14 protein-coding genes and 2 pseudogenes are annotated in these 17,645 nt (G+C 40.4%); 4 read left to right on the plus strand and 12 right to left on the minus strand.

The window, feature by feature from the left end; genetic code table 11:
- Positions 1 to 44: 44 nt before the first annotated feature.
- Together ACSLFW_RS20570 and ACSLFW_RS20575 are read left to right on the plus strand one after the other, a co-directional pair.
- Positions 45 to 791 carry an MlaE family ABC transporter permease gene (locus ACSLFW_RS20570; protein WP_436557302.1) on the plus strand — a complete coding sequence of 249 codons (747 nt, stop codon included), beginning with the start codon at positions 45 to 47 and terminating at the stop codon, positions 789 to 791.
- Positions 791 to 1,561 carry an ABC transporter ATP-binding protein gene (locus ACSLFW_RS20575; protein WP_436557303.1) on the plus strand — a complete coding sequence of 257 codons (771 nt, stop codon included), beginning with the start codon at positions 791 to 793 and terminating at the stop codon, positions 1,559 to 1,561. The genes ACSLFW_RS20570 and ACSLFW_RS20575 overlap by 1 nt, the downstream gene beginning before the upstream one ends.
- Here the strand turns inward: ACSLFW_RS20575 and ACSLFW_RS20580 are convergent, their stop codons facing one another.
- The 12 genes and pseudogenes from ACSLFW_RS20580 to porU form a co-directional block, all read right to left on the minus strand.
- On the minus strand, positions 1,562 to 2,053 hold the full coding sequence (locus tag ACSLFW_RS20580) for a DUF6624 domain-containing protein (RefSeq protein ID WP_436557304.1): 492 nt from the start codon (positions 2,051 to 2,053) through the stop codon (positions 1,562 to 1,564). It lies immediately after the preceding gene.
- Positions 2,054 to 2,157: 104 nt separating this feature from the next.
- The gene (locus tag ACSLFW_RS20585; protein WP_436557305.1) at positions 2,158 to 3,216 is read right to left on the minus strand and encodes a mannose-1-phosphate guanylyltransferase; all 1,059 of its coding nucleotides are present in this window, start codon (positions 3,214 to 3,216) and stop codon (positions 2,158 to 2,160) included.
- A gap of 81 nt (positions 3,217 to 3,297) precedes the next feature.
- Positions 3,298 to 3,897, minus strand: coding sequence for a SprT-like domain-containing protein (locus tag ACSLFW_RS20590; RefSeq protein ID WP_436557306.1), 600 nt, complete (start codon positions 3,895 to 3,897; stop codon positions 3,298 to 3,300).
- The gene (locus ACSLFW_RS20595) at positions 3,898 to 4,575 is read right to left on the minus strand and encodes an SDR family NAD(P)-dependent oxidoreductase (protein WP_436557307.1); all 678 of its coding nucleotides are present in this window, start codon (positions 4,573 to 4,575) and stop codon (positions 3,898 to 3,900) included.
- Positions 4,572 to 5,261, minus strand: a complete 690-nt coding sequence (locus ACSLFW_RS20600) for a M20/M25/M40 family metallo-hydrolase (protein WP_436557505.1) — start codon at positions 5,259 to 5,261, stop codon at positions 4,572 to 4,574. The genes ACSLFW_RS20595 and ACSLFW_RS20600 overlap by 4 nt, the downstream gene beginning before the upstream one ends.
- Positions 5,167 to 5,505, minus strand: coding sequence for a hypothetical protein (locus ACSLFW_RS20605; RefSeq protein ID WP_436557308.1), 339 nt, complete (start codon positions 5,503 to 5,505; stop codon positions 5,167 to 5,169). Before ACSLFW_RS20605 ends, ACSLFW_RS20600 begins: the two co-directional genes overlap by 95 nt.
- 125 nt (positions 5,506 to 5,630) lie before the next feature.
- Positions 5,631 to 7,322, minus strand: a complete 1,692-nt coding sequence (locus ACSLFW_RS20610; protein WP_436557309.1) for a 2-oxo acid dehydrogenase subunit E2 — start codon at positions 7,320 to 7,322, stop codon at positions 5,631 to 5,633.
- 4 nt (positions 7,323 to 7,326) lie between these two features.
- Complete coding sequence (gene pdhA / locus ACSLFW_RS20615; RefSeq protein WP_436557310.1) at positions 7,327 to 8,325, minus strand: pyruvate dehydrogenase (acetyl-transferring) E1 component subunit alpha; 999 nt, start codon at positions 8,323 to 8,325, stop codon at positions 7,327 to 7,329.
- A 389-nt stretch (positions 8,326 to 8,714) separates the two neighbouring features.
- Positions 8,715 to 9,197 (minus strand): cytidine deaminase, encoded by a 483-nt coding sequence (gene cdd / locus ACSLFW_RS20620; RefSeq protein WP_436557311.1) that lies wholly within the window; start codon positions 9,195 to 9,197, stop codon positions 8,715 to 8,717.
- A gap of 71 nt (positions 9,198 to 9,268) precedes the next feature.
- Complete coding sequence (gene porV, locus ACSLFW_RS20625) at positions 9,269 to 10,447, minus strand: type IX secretion system outer membrane channel protein PorV (protein WP_436557312.1); 1,179 nt, start codon at positions 10,445 to 10,447, stop codon at positions 9,269 to 9,271.
- Between the two features lie 39 nt (positions 10,448 to 10,486).
- Positions 10,487 to 11,116 carry a T9SS type A sorting domain-containing protein gene (locus ACSLFW_RS20630; RefSeq protein ID WP_436557313.1) on the minus strand — a complete coding sequence of 210 codons (630 nt, stop codon included), beginning with the start codon at positions 11,114 to 11,116 and terminating at the stop codon, positions 10,487 to 10,489.
- Positions 11,117 to 11,124: 8 nt separating this feature from the next.
- Positions 11,125 to 14,342: pseudogene (gene porU / locus ACSLFW_RS20635) on the minus strand (type IX secretion system sortase PorU).
- Between the two features lie 213 nt (positions 14,343 to 14,555).
- Between porU and gldJ the strand changes: the two are divergent.
- A pseudogene (gldJ, locus tag ACSLFW_RS20640) lies at positions 14,556 to 16,273 on the plus strand (gliding motility lipoprotein GldJ).
- A gap of 64 nt (positions 16,274 to 16,337) precedes the next feature.
- Complete coding sequence (locus tag ACSLFW_RS20645; RefSeq protein ID WP_436557314.1) at positions 16,338 to 17,621, plus strand: UDP-N-acetylmuramoyl-tripeptide--D-alanyl-D-alanine ligase; 1,284 nt, start codon at positions 16,338 to 16,340, stop codon at positions 17,619 to 17,621.
- Positions 17,622 to 17,645 lie beyond the last annotated feature (24 nt).

Genomic DNA, 17,645 nt, shown 5'->3' on the forward strand with positions numbered 1-17,645 from the left:
ATAAACTGTAAACTAATCCTTATTTTAGCGTATATTTTTAAGACATGATGCTCATCCGCTATTTATCGCAGATTGGAAGGTATTTCCTGATGTGGAAAGAAATTTTTAACAAGCCAACCAAATGGTCTGTAATGAAAGGGCTTATCCTGAAAGAAATCGACGATTTGATAATCGATTCACTCGGTATCGTCGCTTTTATTTCCTTCTTCGTTGGTGGCGTTGTGGCGATTCAGACCGCGTTGAACCTTACCAATCCGTTGATTCCGAAATACCTCATTGGTTTTGCCACGAGGCAATCGGTAATTCTTGAGTTTGCGCCGACTTTCATCTCCATCGTTATGGCAGGGAAAATGGGTTCATTTATCACTTCAAGCATAGGAACGATGCGCGTTACAGAGCAAATTGATGCTTTGGAAGTGATGGGCGTTAACTCCTTAAATTATCTCGTTTTTCCAAAATTAATGGCGCTGCTTTTGTATCCGTTCGTTATCGGAATTGCTATGTTCTTAGGGATTTTAGGCGGCTGGATTGCGGCGGTTTATGGCGGTTTTGGCTCCAGTGATGAATTCATCGGCGGTATCCAGCAGGAATTCGTACCATTTCACATCGCTTATGCATTTATAAAAACTTTCGTATTCGCTTTGGTGCTGGCAACGGTGCCTTCATTTCACGGTTATTATATGAAAGGCGGCGCGCTTGAAGTCGGTAAAGCCAGTACAGTAGCGTTTGTATGGACAACCGTAACCATTATTTTGCTCAATTATATCCTAACCCAATTACTTTTAACCTGATGATCGAAGTAAAAAACATAGAGAAATCTTTCAACGGCGTTCAGGTTCTAAAGGGTGTTTCGACTACTTTTAATGAAGGCAAGACCAACCTGATCATTGGGCAGAGCGGTTCCGGAAAAACGGTTTTGCTCAAAACTTTATTGGGAATCCATTCACCTGACTCCGGCACGATTTCATTTGACGGTCGGATTTATTCAGAATTGACGCCGGATGAAAAACGCGAATTGCGTACTGAAATCGGAATGGTATTTCAGGGAAGTGCCTTATTCGACTCAATGACAGTAGAACAGAATGTCGCGTTTCCGTTAAAAATGTTCACCCGAAATTCCCGTTCCGAAAATATGGATCGTGTGAATTTTGTTTTGAAAAGAGTGAATTTGATCGATGCTAATAAAAAACTGCCTTCGGAAATTTCTGGCGGCATGCAGAAACGTGTCGCCATTGCGCGCGCGATTGTGAACAATCCGAAATATTTGTTTTGCGACGAACCCAACTCCGAACTCGATCCAAATACTTCGATCCTGATTGACAATTTGATTAAAGAAATTACCGAAGAATACAACATCACAACTGTCATCAACACGCATGACATGAACTCGGTGATGGAAATTGGTGATAAAATCGTATTCCTTAAAAATGGCCTAAAAGCCTGGGAAGGCACAAAAGAGGAGATTTTTCGTACAGATAATGAAGCTGTAACCAACTTCGTATATTCTTCGAACTTATTTAAGAAAGTAAGGGAAGCTTATCTGAAAGACGATAAGAAATAATTAAAAATTTTTAAGGTATTCTTCGATTGGCTCCAACCCCATTGCCTTGCGTCTTTGATTTACTTCTGCCGGATTTTCTAAATTATATGGCAACGGACTACCGGTATCCCAGGAAATTTGCGAACCGTATAATTGCGGTTTATTTTGATTTTTCTTAACCCTGTCATACAAAAAAGCATAATACTTTGAATCAGCATTGCCTTTTTCATATTCTTTACGCATCGCCTTTAAAACTTTCGCCTGAAAAGTAACATCGTGGTCGCCGTGTTGTACAATTATCCAAAAATGCAGTTCTGTTTCCTTTCCATTTTCTTTTAATCCGGGAAAGCCATTACTGTGAAAATATTTTTTTGCGGCCTCGAGATTTTCTATACAGGTATTATTCATTGCAGTTGCCATCGAATCGCGGTATTGTTGTTCCGGTTCTCTTTTAGTATCTAGCTGTTGTAATTTTTGATCCAGCGCATACCTTTTCGCTAAATCCGATTTCATGGATGCTGTGTAAGGAATTTGTGATTTGCAGGAAACTAAAATCGTCAAAAAAACTATTGCAATAAATCTCATATCTAATTTTAACGAAAGATAGCCAATAAAATTTATTTCCCGATTTTGGAAACAATCGCTTTAATATCCTGTTCTTTTCCTTTCGGATAAATCAGCAGCACGTCATTTCTGTCGACAATTATATAATCGTTCAATCCGTCAATGACGATTAATTTTGTTGCATCGGAGCGGATAATATTATCCGAAGCGTTTTCTAAGATCACAGTTGCATTGATTACGGCATTATTGTTTTCATCTTTACCAAGCTTTTCGTGCAAAGAACCCCATGTTCCAAGGTCGTTCCAATCGAAAGTGGCGGGAAGCACGAACACATTTCCGGCATCTTCCATTACAGCAAAATCAATAGAAATATTTTCCGAGGAAGCATAATTTTCATTGATGAAATTTACTTCCGAAGGCGTATTAAAATCGTTAAATCCATTTAGGAACAATTGATACATTTGCGGTTGGAATTTTTCAAAAGCAGATACAATCGATTTTGCACTCCAGATAAAAATCCCGCCATTCCACAGGAAATTGCCACTTTCAAGGAAAGATTTTGCAGTTTCATAATCAGGTTTTTCACGAAATTGCTTCACTTTTTTAACCGGATTCACATCTGATTTATCAAATTCGATATAACCAAATCCGGTATTCGGAAATGTCGGCTGGATGCCTAAAGTCATAAGCGCATCTTCTTTCGCACAGAAATCAAAACACGTCTGGAGATTGGCTGTAAATGCATTTTCATCTTCAATCCAATGATCACTTGGCGCGACAACCATTACGGCATCCGGATTTTGTTTCTGGATTTTTAAGGATGCGTATAGGATACATGGTGCCGTATTGCGCATAGCAGGTTCAAGCAAAACCTGTTCCTGATTTACCATTGGCAGTTGGTCTAAAACCAATTGATTGTATTTTTCGTTGGTTAAGATCAGGATATTTTCTGCAGGAATAAGCTTTGACAAACGGCTGAAAGTTTTTTGAATCAGCGTTTCGCCTGAGCCTAGCATATCGTGGAATTGTTTCGGAAAATCATTCGTGCTAACCGGCCAGAATCTCGATCCGACGCCGCCGGCCATTAAAATCGCGTAGTAGTTTTTGTTCATTATAATTTGTTCCTAAGGTATACTGCTTAAAATTAAGCAAACAACGATACATTTGTATTAAATAAATGTGAATTTGTGCCATCAACCCGGCAGAATTTCCACTTCTGCATTCGGATTGAATAAAAACAGTCTTCCGGTTTTGACTTCGAGACATTCATGCCTTTTTACGCGGATGCCTTTTTTTTGAAAAATTCTGCCATTTTTTATCCTGAAATAACCACCATCAGGCACTTGAAAAACATAGGTTACATCGTCTTTTTCGTCAAATTGTTTCAATGCCAATGCCAATCTTGCATCGGTATCACTGCTTGCAGTTGGATTTTTGAAATGTTGTGCCAAAAGCCCGAGCAGTTGATTAGGGAAAATTTCCGGCCGGATGAAAGGTACCATCAATCTTTGAAATGTATATTTCCACTCCGCACCATGCGGTTTTATATTGCGCCCGAATTTTTCAAAAGCTACTAAATGTGCAATTTCATGAACCAATGTAATCAGGAATCTGTATTTGTTCAGGTTGGCATTGACGGTAATTTCATGCTTACCGGAAATGCCTTTGCGATAATCGCCATGGCGCGTTTGCCGTTCATTGACGATTTTCAGGTGCACCTGATTCGCTTTTATCAGCTCAAAGCAAGTTACAACTGCGTGTTCGGGCAAATATTTGGCGAGGACTTCACTCATTTAAGGCGTGGTTAAGGCGACTTGCAATACTTTTCCGTTGTAAACTTTATTTCCGGTCAATGTAAAATTGAAAATATAATCAGCCATTTCTACCGCAGAAAGAGGTGCTTCATAGCCCGGAAAAGCTTCAGCGAGCATCTCTGTCTGTACCGATCCCAAAGCCAGCACGTTGAAAGCAATGCCGCGCTCGCGATATTCTTCTGCCAATAATTCTGACAACGTAATCACGGCGCCTTTGCTTGAACTGTAAGCGGAAAGCCCTGCAAATTTTACACTGCCCTGGATGCCGCCCATTGAACTTATTGTTACAACATGGCTGCCTTTTTCCATATACGGCAAAGCAATCTGCGTGAGCGCTGCAACGGCGAAAACATTGATTTTATAGATTTTCTCAAAATCTGAAATCGAAGTTTCGGCGAAAGGTTTGAAAGCCAAAGCGCCGGCGTTGTGCACGATTGCATCTGCTTTATTCCATGTGACAGCGAGAAAATCAGTTACTTTTTGCAAATCATTTTCATCCGACAAATCGACGGAAAGGCAAGTGATATTGGGATTTTCGATAAGTGCTTTTGGCGTTTTTCTGGAAATGGCTAAAACCCGATGCCCGGCGTTGGCAAATTGCAATGCCAGTTCATAGCCGATGCCGCGCGAAGTTCCGGTAACGATTATATTTTTCATTGGTTGAGTTTGATTTCTTTGGTTGCCGAATTGGCCATTTTCTCAACAACGGGGATTATGACTTGCACAAATGACGTCATGTGTGCGGTATCCATTCTTCCAAATTCATCTCCCGGCTCATGGTAAAAATCGAAATTTTCAAAATCGAAAGTACATATTGTTTGCGATGGCACGTGAAATTCATTATAAAAAGAGTAATTATCGGATCTTGAGAAAAGCTGGTATTCCTTTTCAGCCGGAAGGAAACCTACCAAATTATAATTCGCATATTCATTGACTTTAGCCGCCATATTTGATTTATCAAAACCAGTTAAGTAAGCCGTATACTCCCTTTTCATCGGAACGCCAATCATTTCAAAATTAAGCATGGCATACAGATTGAATTTTTTGGATTTTAGTTTTTTAGCGAGGCTTTCAGAACCTAGAAGTCCTTTTTCCTCTCCACTGAAGCATACGAACAGAATGCTTCTTTTATTCGAACCTGATTGCTTGAAATATTTAGCGATCTCCAGAACGGCAGTCACACCGGAAGCGTCGTCATTCGCGCCATTATTGATTTTATCATCACCGAAACCGGTTATTCCGATGTGATCATAATGTCCGCCAAGAATGATAAATTCTTTTTTGAGAACCGGGTAACTTGCCTTCGATATAGCCGACGATATTGCAGGTCGTTTTGTTGAAATTCGTCAGCGTATCGCGATAAGTTGTAAAATATGGCTTTACTTTAATCGACTTAAAATAATTTTCCAGGAAAACCGCTGCTTTCTCGATTCCGGGTGTTCCGGCTTCGCGACCTTCAAATTCATCCGAAGAAAGCGTTTTTAATGTAGCGGCTAAATCTTTTTCATTTACTTTATATTGATGCAATTGCGCATTTCCTGCAAATGTAAAGGCAATTGACCCTAGAAGAGAAAGAATTTTTTTCATAGTAAAACGGTTCAGATTATAAGCTAAAATAAAAAAAATCCCGTCAGGATTGTATCGAGACGGGATTTATATCAGTACAAATTTTGATTAAGCCAGCATTGTTACCGGATTTTCAAGATATTGTCTTAGTGTTTGTAAAAATTGCGCCCAGTTGCACCGTCAACCGTTCTGTGGTCGCAGGCCAAAGTCACTTTCATCGTGTTACCGACAACAATCTGTCCATTCCTTACAACCGGTTTTTCAACGATGGCACCAACTGACAGGATTGCTGAGTTGGGTTGGTTGATGATTGAAGTGAATTCGGTAATTCCGAACATTCCGAGGTTAGAAACCGTAAACGTACTGCCTTCCATTTCTGCCGGCTGCAGTTTTTTGTTTTTCGCTCTTCCGGCAACATCTTTTACATTACCGCCGATTTGCGATAAGGTCATGTTGTCTGCGAATTTCAATACAGGAACAACTAATCCGTCTTCAACGGCAACAGCAACGCCGATATTGATGTGATGGTTGATGATGATGGCGTCTTCTTTCCATTGCGAATTCACTTTAGGATGTTTTCTGAGTGCCATCGCGCAGGCTTTGATCACCATATCGTTGAATGACACTTTTGTATCCGGAATCGTATTGATGGTCGCTCTTGATTTCATCGCTTCGTCCATTGCTACTTCAATTGTCAGGTAGAAATGCGGTGCGGTAAAGATGGATTCTGACAGGCGTTTCGCAATGATTTTACGCATTTGCGAGTTTTTGATTTCTTCTGTCGAAACTTCTCCGGTCGGAACGAAAGGTTTTACTGCAGGTGCAGCTTCCGTTTTCGGAGCTTCAGATGAAGCGCTTGCCGGAGCAGCAGCTTGTGGCTTGAAGTTTTCAATATCGCTTTTTACGATGCGTCCGTTTTCACCTGAACCTTTTACCTGAGAAATGTTGATGCCTTTTTCTTCGGCGATTTTTTTCGCTAATGGCGAAATGAAAATGCGTTTTCCATCGGCAACTGTTTCAACTGTTTCTTTGGTTTCTTCTGCAGGCTTATCTTCAGATTTTGCTTCAGTTTTTGGAGCGTCATCTACTTTTGCTTCTTCCTTTGCAGGAGCAGCCGTTGCGCCTCCTTTTTTGTAGTTTTCGGCAACACCAGTGATATCAGTTCCTTCCGGACCGATAATTGCCAAAACGCTGTCTACCGGAGCAGTTTCGCCTTCATTGACGCCGATGAACAATAAAGTTCCGGCATTGAAAGATTCGAATTCCATTGTTGCTTTGTCGGTTTCGATTTCGGCTAAAATATCACCTTCTGCCACTTTATCGCCGACTTTTTTAAGCCATGTCGCAACGGTTCCGTCGGTCATCGTGTCGCTCAAACGCGGCATTGTAACGACTACAACTCCTTTCGGCAATGGAGCCGGAGCAGCAGTATCTTTCTTATCATCGGCAACCGGTGCGTCAGTTTTTTTATCTTCTGATTTAGTTTCTGCTTTTTCCTCAGATTTCTCTTCTGATTTTTCTTCAGACTTCTCTTCTTTCGGAGTTTCTTTCTTTTCCTCAGCAGGAGCATCTCCGCCTAAAAGCCCGGAAATATCTTCGCCTTCTTTTCCGATGATGGCGAGAAGCGCATCAACAGGAGCAGTTTCACCTTCCTGAATTCCGATGTGCAATAATGTTCCTGAATTGAATGATTCAAACTCCATCGTCGCTTTATCGGTTTCGATTTCGGCAAGGATATCACCTTCGGAAATTTTGTCACCCACTTTTTTGAGCCAGGTTGCAACAGTTCCTTCAGTCATCGTGTCGCTCAATCGCGGCATTGTTATTTTGGTAGCCATAGGATTAAAGTCTGTGAGGGATGAATGGATAATTTTCTTGTTCGTATACCACGTCATAAAGCTGTTGCACTTCCGGGAAAGCTGACTCTTCGGCGAATGTTGCACATTCTTCAACCAAATTTTTCACCCTTTCGTCAATGGCTTCGATTTCTGCATCTGTAGCATATTTCTGGTCTTTGATAACGTCTAAAACCTGCGTAATCGGGTCGATTTTTTTGTATTCTTCGACCTCTTCTTTGGTTCTGTATAATTGCGCATCAGACATAGAGTGTCCTCTGTAGCGGTATGTTTTCATTTCCAGGAAAGTTCGTCCGTCGCCGCGTCTGGCACGTTCGATTGCTTCGTGCATGGCTTCAGCAACTTTTACCGGATTCATTCCGTCAACCGGGCCGCATGGCATTTCATAGCCTAAACCTAATTTCCAGATATCGGTGTGGTTGGCGGTTCTTTCAACAGAAGTTCCCATTGCATAACCATTATTTTCAACGATAAAAACTACAGGAAGTTTCCACAACATCGCCATATTAAAAGCTTCGTGAAGCGATCCCTGACGTGCAGCTCCGTCACCGAAGTATGTCAATGTTACGCCACTTCTGCCGAAATATTTATCGGCGAAAGCCATACCTGCTCCAACCGGAATCTGAGCACCAACGATACCGTGGCCTCCGAAAAATCCTTTTTCCTTTGAAAAAATGTGCATCGAGCCACCCATACCTTTTGAAGTTCCGGTAACTTTTCCGAGCAACTCGGCCATTACGGCTTTCGGGTCAACGCCCATACCAATCGGCTGAACGTGGTTGCGATAAGCAGTAATCATTTTGTCATTTGACAAATCCATTGCATGCAAAGCGCCTGCAAGAACCGCTTCCTGACCGTTATATAAGTGAAGAAATCCTCTTACTTTTTGCTGAATGTAAAGTGCGGCAAGTTTGTCTTCAAACTTCCTCCAGAACTGCATGTCCTCGTACCACTTCAGGTAAACTTCTTTTGTAACTTCTTTCATGTGAAATTGTCTTTCTAAATTGTTTGTGTATGTCTGTACTTACTATCTCGCAAAATAGTTTACTCACACAAATTTGCGAAAGGCAAAAATAAGACATTCCGCGGTAGCAGTAAAATTTATACCGTGATTTTTATGATTCAATTTTGAATTTTGAATTTTGGTATAGCCTTAGGTGACATCTCGAACTTTTAGTCTGGAATTCCACTTGAAATTTTAACAATTTTTACGGCTTTCCCGTATCCAGAAAAATCTGATTTTTTCGTAGGGATGCATTTGCCCCTTCCCTTAAGGTAAAATACGGTTTTTTTTCGATAGGTTGTATTGAGGGAAAGCCGTAAAAATTCTTAAATTTTCTTCGGATTGGATTTAGGAAATTTTATTGTAACCAGTTACAGAAAATTTTTATCAAACATAAACGGCAACAGATTTTTAAGGGAATCTGATTTGTAAATTGCGCCAATTTCGCCCATAAAATAAATTTCAATCGGCATATCCTGCTTGAATTCATATTCTGCAATCGACTGACGACAGGCACCGCAAGGCGGAATCGGTGCAGCAGTCGTATTGGAATCTGAAGCAGCCGTAATCGCCATTTTAATGATTTTAGCTTCCGGATAAACGGCACCTGCGTGAAAGACCGCAACGCGTTCTGCACATAATCCGGATGGATAAGCTGCATTTTCCTGATTCGACCCCAAAACGACCTTTCCGTTATCTAGCAGCAGCGCAACGCCTACACGGAATTTCGAATATGGCGCATAAGCATTTTTCCGTATCGCAATTGCTTCATTCATTAAAGACTGAATGTCTTCGGGCAATTCAGGAAAAGTGTCAAAAACGGTAAATCTGGTCGTGTGATTGATTTCTTTCATTGTTTTTATGGGAAAAAAAATCCAAATCTCATTTTACTGAAATTTGGATTCTATTTAATTTTTAAGCTTATTTAGTATTGGTCATAATCGTCACCGAAATTAAAGGTAAGCGAAAAACGCAGTGTATTTTCAAGTGGATTTTTGACTTTAGATGCAGAGAACAAATACGAAACATCGATTTTTACTACATTGTATTTGAAACCAGCACCGAGCGAGAAGAATTTTCTGGCACCTTTAAGCGGACTTTCATTAAAATAACCTAAACGGAAAGCAAACGAATCCTGGTATAGGTATTCTGCACCGACTGAATATGTGAATTCTTTGAGTTCTTCGCTGAAACCGTCAGGCGCATCGCCAAAAGACTTGAACATCCCTTCTACCCAACCTGTTTTTCTGTAATCATTATTGTTGGCTACGATTTCAGAATCATCGATTTCTCCGTCACCGTCGAGATCCTTAGGCTCCTGTGGCGTTGGCACTAACAATTTGTTGAATTCTAATCCGAGGCCTACTTTATTATAATCGTCAAAAATAAAATCGAATCCGACACCAAGCTTCATATTGGCCGGCAAGAAGTTCGAGCTGATATCGTCTGAATCATAGCTAATCTTTGGTCCCATGTTCTGAAAATTGAAACCTGCGCGCCATCTTCCGTTGAAATCACTGTAAGCCTGTTCTTCTGATTGATAGTAACCTGAAACATCTACGGCAAACGAACTGGCGGCAGACGCATCACCATTACTATCCGGAATTCTGAGGCTTGAACGAATATAACGTCCGGCTACAGACATCGAGAATTTCTCACTCAATTGAAGTGCATAAGAAAGGTCGAACGCGAATTCATTTGGTGTAACCACCACAGGTGTATCGTCAAAATTTTGTCTTAATTCGATATCACCAAGTCCGAAATAACGCAAACTTGCCGCGAACGCGTTTCTTCCATCAGCACCAAATCTGTTGAAATAAGTTACCTGACCTAATGAAATATCGTTAACCAAATCAGTCAGATAAGGTGTATAGCTTAAAGAAAATCCCTGCTTTTGAATTGAGAATGCATATTTGGCAGGATTATATTGCTGGGAATAAGCGTCTGGCGAAGTAGCGACACCCTGATCGGCCATACCGGCAGATCTCGCGTCAGCTGCGATTAGTAGAAATGGCACCCCGGTCGTTATTACCCTGTTGTTATCCTGCGCTTTTATATGCTGAATGGCCAACAAACAGACCAGTACCAATGATAATTTTTTCATTCTGATTTTCAAAATTTATTAAACAAATATAACATTTTCTTAGAGGATAACAAGCTTTTCAAACTTTTCAGATTTTTTGTTGGTGAGCGTTGACTTCACGGTAAGCTTGTAAACATAGACTCCTTTTCCAATTTTATCGCCAAAATCATCTTTACCATCCCAGGTAATTTCCCTGGATAAAAAGCCGTCGGTATTGACAATCTGGTTTTTTGTCCAGACCACTTTCCCGGTAATTGTCATCACCTGAACCTGGACTTCCAAAGGCTCAAAAGGGCGATTATGAGTAAACCAGAATTGCGTATAATTAACAAAAGGGTTCGGATAATTTAACACGTTTTTAAGTGTAAGGGTTTCATCGCCAACAACAATAAACTGAATTTCTGCGCTTATCGGATTATTGTAAACGTCCCATGCCTTGAAGGTTATCGTATGCAGTCCTTTCTCGAGATTTTTGAACGGAAATTTTAATTTGCCGCTTGTATAATCATCTGCATTGGCTTCGTAATAATCATTAAGAATATAAGGCTTGCTTTCGTCGCCATCTAGAATTGCGGTGATGTCATGCCCGATTCCGCTTGCGGTGTTGATTCCGTTTTCGTCTTTGAGGAATGCTAATAATATTGGCGATTCATTGGTAATACCGCCGGAAACAAATGTTTCATCATTCATGTATAGCTTTACGGTTGGGGGGTGTTGTCGGCAGCGGCATTTTCGTTGATTCCGCCAACTTTTACATCCATATTGTAACCTGTCTGGTCAAGCAGTTTATTGGTTTTTTTTGCATAAAAGCTTACACGGCCATTTCCTAAAGGCACTCTGATATCGCGCGGCACAACAAATGTAAATTCAAAAAGACCATTGGTTACGGTAGCATTTCCGCGAAAGATGGTTTCTCCCAGATTATTAAAATTCAATATAAAAACCTGATTGTTTTGCTCAATTCCGTCATTGCCGAGCGTATTGATATTAATGTCTTTATCGTAGATATTTACAGACAACTCACCGTTATAGTCTGAAAGGATTGCCGTTCCGTTTTCATCCCTGACTTCTCCCGCCAGCTTTACAACACCTAAAGCCTTAAAGTCGTCTACCGTACCTGTGATTGGCGCATCGTTAACTTTTGTCAAAACAATTTTTGGTTTCGGAATGGCTAATTTGATAGCCGGATCGCCAATATAAAATACCATCAGCGCGGGGCTGCCATAGGTAATTTTTGCGGTCATCAATGCTTCGGCCATAGTACCTAAATCATTGGTTCCATAGCCATACAAATCCTGTGCAAGGTGCTGGTTGATGAGCAGCCCTGTACTAGCTCCTATCTGCCTCGTAGTAGTAATCAAGGCAATCGCACCACCTTTGGGGTTCCAATACAAATATTCTCCGGCAGTTGGTCGGTAAGGGTTGTCAAAACGGGTAAATTCACAAGTAATTGTAACAAATAAAGGATATTTATACCTGTTCGTCAGGTTTTTTACGTCTTCCTGCAATAGTATGCGTTCGGCAGCCAATCCGTCTTCCCCGCCGTGTCCAAAATAATCAAAAACCAGGGCGCCTGATCCAATGCGCTGACTAAATCTTCCCTGACTTTGGGATAACGGGCACCACCTGTCGAAGATTCCTGTATATAGGCATCTGAATGTATTTTTTGCAGATTTACAAATGGTTTATTGGCAACAATATTATCCCCAAGTGTATTGATTCCGGTTTCAAGAGTTGCGCCGGTTGCTTCATCCGGGTCGTCGGAAATAAGTACAAAACTATTCCTCCAACGTCCAAAAGATTTTATATCATGGTATTCAATTACCTTTTCAACCATTTCATTGGCCTGGGCCAGGCTGTTAACCGGCATCCTTCCGACGGCGATATCAAGGCCGGTAGAATTTCCATTTGTCATGCTGCCCTCATTCAAATCCATCAACACGTAAAAATCATCCGAAATAAGCGTGCCTGATAAAGAAAAGTTATTATGATTTGTGAGATCGATGCTGCTGAAAACCGGTACAACATTGGTATTATTCTGAATCCTGTCTTTATAATCGTAAGAAGCATCACCGAAAAGACACACATATTTTACACGCTTATCATCTGAAGATGCGTTGTTATAGACATATTTTATGAAGTTCCTGATGGCCGCAATATCCTGTTTTCCTGACGAAAATTCCTGGTAGATATTTTCAAGATTGACGACTTTTACATTCATCCCGGAATAATTCCGATGAAAATTAGCCAGTTTTTCTGCAGCACTGTTTAAAAATGCCGGCGTAATAATCAGGTATTCGACGTCCTGGAATTGATTTTGGGAATTTTTGAAGATGGTGCCTTTGATGTTTTGGTTGGCAACTTTCGACTGCGATTCTTTCTTCGGAGAAAAATAATCGAACTTATCAACGGCGATGTATTTCCTGACTGTACCAAAATCTGCCTGAAATGAAAAAGACGCAAGATTGTCGTTTTTAATTCCGCTTACATTATAAATATCGGTAATGTCCCAAACTTGTGTTATCGAAGCGGCATTTGCGATTTGAAATTCACCGATTCCGGCAGTTGTAGCAGCAGCATCATATTGAAACCTGAACTGTTTATTGTACCCTTTGAGTGTACTTTTTGCTTTTAAGATGATGTAATCAAGATAACCTCTGGCGCTCGGAACGCCGTTATTATTGAATTCCAGGTCAATTTTCACATCGGCAGCAGCCGGAAAAGAAGCATTCATCACACTTTCAGTTCCTGCAGTCGATTCAGGGACGAAGCCCAAAAAATTAAGGGCGCCAATAGCTGTAGTTCCATTTTTTACGTCCATTGAACTTGGCGAAGCTGAAGCGGCTGCTCCGGCAACAGTAATATTGATTTGTGTTCCTGAGGCAATGTTCGGGAATTCGAACTCGAAACTTTGTTCATTGCTGATACTCAGTTCCTCACCAAACCATTTTCTTCCCAAACGGGCAAAATTCACCAAATCCTTTTCATGAAACTGATAATCGTCAAAAATGGTGACCGGTGTAACCGCCCCCATATTGAAAGGTGCCGGAAGCGGTGTAATTCTTTTGCCTTCTCCACCCTGAACGGTTACGTAATAATAAGATCTGTCAGCATACAAATTGTTATGCGTCTGGTTGGGCTGGCTCCAGTTGTCAACGCCTTCGGCATAAAATAAAATGTAATCCTGCCCGTCAAAAACACCGTCGCCCTCACCTTCAAAGTAAATGGCATTTTCCGCCAGGTCAGACGGGTAGTCGGTTGCATTTGGCAATGGAAGCATGCGGCCGCCATTTCCATAGATTTTGATGGTACGCGGATCTACATTGTTAAGTTTCATTCCCAATTGTTGCAGAAAGCTTTTGGAAATTTTGTAAATGCCTGATTTTTCTACATAAAACCTATACCAGTCGCCATCGGCAAGCACGGAATTTGAAATAGTGGTAAAATCTCTTGAAGCAACTAAATCGTCACTGAAATTTTTACTCCTTATATTATAGGTAAAAGACGTAAGCCTTTTAAAACCGTTTCCATCTTTTATAATTGGTGAAAGTGAGATTAAAACAAACAATTTACTGCGCGCTTTGATATTATTCACAACTGCATTTAATGATGCCGGAATCGCTTTTGGAGACAAATCGCCCAACTGCGCAGTGGTTATATTCTCGTAAACCGCGTTAGTAATCTGGATTGATTTCTCATCAACCGTCGCAGAAACGGGGAATTTATAATTTAGCGAAACCGCTTTAAGTCCATCGTCAAATGAAAAATTTTCAAGCTGGAATTGTGGAATGCGGTAAGTGATGAGTTCAGTAGAATACAAGGTATTTTCACTCCATTTTACGGTAAAATCGCCGCTGAGCTGCGCTTTGGCAACAAGATTGCACAGCATAAAAACAAATAGTAAAATCTTTTTCATCAAAGGTAATTAACGCGGTAACTGTAGTTTTATTACCAGCCGTAAAATTATTTATTTAGATTGTACAAATGAATAATATTTCAATTAATTTTGCGTTCTGGTTTACAAACGGACAAGTTTTGTTTGAAAATTATTTTATTATTTAAAAAAAGGTGTTGCAATCTAATGGTTAATTATTATATTGCGCCTCGAAATTTATTACCTACTGAAAGTATGAAAGTAAACAAAATTATGGCAATGAAACTGATGCTGTCTCTGGCATTAGTATTTGGTTTTGCAAGCTGCAGCAAAAATTCAGGCAACAAAAATGCCTCTTCTGCGACAGGTTGGAAAATCAACGACAAAAAAGGCGGTTTCCAGATGAACACCAAATACAAAAAACAAGCTCCAGCTCCGGGATTGGTTTTAGTAGAAGGCGGAACCTTTACCATGGGTAAAGTTCAGGATGACGTGATGCACGACTGGAACAACTCTCCAACGCAACAGCACGTACAGTCTTTTTATATGGATGAAACTGAGGTTACCAATGCTATGTATGCTGAGTACCTTTTCTGGGTAAAATCGGTTTTCCCTCCGACAGAAGACAATTACAAAAATATTTACGACGGTGCTTTGCCGGATACATTGGTTTGGAGAAACAGATTAGGTTATAACGAAACCATGACCAACAACTACCTGAGACACCCTGCTTATGCTAACTATCCTGTAGTTGGTGTGAACTGGATTCAGGCAAGCGAATTCGCTAAATGGAGAACCAACCGTGTAAATGAAGCCGTTCTTGAAAAAGAAGGTTACCTGAAAAAGATGCAAAAATCACTAAAGTTAGTGCTGAATCGACTTTCGATACAGATACTTACCTGAACGCTCCAACCAAAACTTACGGCGGCGATGAAAAAATCGTATTGAAAGGTAAAAACGGTAAGGCTAAACCAATCAAAACCAAAGGCGAGAAAGGTGAGCCGGGCGAAACTAAAGACCCTAAAAACATTTATGCCCAGAGAAGTTCTGGTTTGATCAACCCTGAGTACAGGCTTCCAACTGAAGCTGAGTGGGAATATGCTGCTGCCTCTGATGTAGGAAACAGAGAATACAACAACTACAAAGGACAGAAAAAATATCCTTGGAAAGGGGCTTACACCCGTTCAGGAAAAAGACAAGTTAAAGGCGACCAATTGGCCAACTTTAAACAAGGAAAAGGAGATTACGGCGGAATTGCAGGATGGTCTGATGACGGTGCTGATATTACAAATGCTGTAAAATCTTATCCGCCAAACGATTTCGGTTTGTATGATATGGCTGGAAACGTTGCAGAATGGGTTGCCGATGTTTACCGTCCTATCGTTGACGATGAGGCAAGCGACTTCAACTACTACAGAGGTAACGTTTATACCAAAAACAAAATTGGTGAAGACGGAAAAGTTGAAATCGTAACCAGCGCAGACATTAAATACGATACCATTTCAAATGGTCGTATAATGGCAAGAAACATTCCCGGACAAATCGCTCAGGTTCCTGTTGACGAGAAAGAAACTTACCTGCGTCAGAATTTTGATAAGAGTGACGAAAGAAACTACCGCGATGGTGATCAGCAGTCAACAAGATACTTCAAATTCGGTGACGGAGATGAAGAAAATGCTGACAAGAAAAAAGACGATACCAAAAGAATGTACGATTCTCCAAAACACAACGTTACTGTTGACAGTTTAGGCAACATGGTAAGAAAATATGACAAGTCTAACAAAAGAACAACTTTAGTAAATGATGACGTAAGAGTTTACAAAGGTGGTTCTTGGCAAGACAGGGCCTATTGGCTAGACCCGGCTCAACGAAGATATTTCCCGCAAGATATGGCAACTGACTATATCGGATTCAGATGTGCAATGTCAAGAGTTGTGCTGAAATCTGACAAGAAAAAGAAAGCAAGAAACTAAATTGCTGTAATAATATTCAAAAGCCCTTTCGAAAGTCAGGGCTTTTATTTTTTACCTTTGTTTCATGGAAATACAAGAAATTCACCAACTGTTTTTAAAATGCAGCAGCGTTTCAATCGATACACGAAAGATTGAACAAAACGCTTTATTTGTTGCTATAAGAGGCGAACGATTCGATGCCAATACTTTTGCTAAAGAAGCCTTAGAAAAAGGCGCTGCGTACGTTATCATTGACAACGAAGATTATTTCGTCGATGACAGAACGATATTGGTAAATAATAGCCTCGAAGCATTACAGGAACTTTCGAAATTTCATAGAATTTATTTGAATCTGCCGATTATTGCGCTAACCGGAAGTAATGGAAAAACGACTACCAAAGAATTGATCAACGTAGTATTGTCCCAAAAATTCGATACAAAAGCAACTGTCGGCAATCTTAATAATCATATTGGCGTTCCGCTGACTTTGCTTTCATTCAATTCAAAAACTGCAATCGGAATTGTCGAAATGGGCGCCAATCATCAGAAAGAAATTGCTTTTTTATGCAATATCGCAAAGCCGGATTATGGCTATATCACAAATTTCGGGAAGGCACATCTCGAAGGTTTTGGTGGCGTCGAAGGCGTCATCATTGGCAAAAGTGAAATGTATGATTACCTTTCGGCGAATAAAAAAACCGCTTTCGTCAATACTGATGATCCAATCCAAGTTGAAAAAACAGAATCATTAGACACGATTACTTTTGGGCTTCATAATGACAACGCATTCATCAATATAAAAGCGATAAGCGCTAATCCTCTGGTTGAAATTGACTTTGAAGACATTCATATACAATCCAATTTAATAGGCCTTTACAATGCCAATAATATTAATGCGGCGATTACCATTGGAAAACATTTTGAAGTCGGCAATGAACAGATTAAATTCGCTATCGAAGCTTACGCACCAGACAACAACCGCTCACAATTGCTGCAAAAAGGGTCGAATGCGATTATTCTCGATGCATACAACGCCAATCCGAGCAGTATGAAAGTCGCCATCGAGAATTTCATGCAATTGAGCCAACCCAATAAAGTCGCTTTTTTAGGCGATATGTTTGAATTGGGCGAAGAAAGTCCCGAAGAACATAAACAAACTATCCGATTGCTCGAAAATCAGGATGTTATTGAATGCTACTTTATCGGAAAGGACTTTTATGCCAACAAAGTAAACAAAGCCAATTTTCATTTTTACGAAACCTTTGACGCACTTTCGGAAAAACTAAAAGCAACCAAAATAGCCGATAGCAATATTCTGATAAAAGGCTCGCGCGGCATGGCGCTTGAAAGAGTACTTGAATTATTATAAAAAAGTCTTCCGGAAAGAAGGCTT

Origin of the sequence: Flavobacterium sp. 3HN19-14 (assembly GCF_051373205.1) — a bacterium.
Classification (GTDB): domain Bacteria; phylum Bacteroidota; class Bacteroidia; order Flavobacteriales; family Flavobacteriaceae; genus Flavobacterium.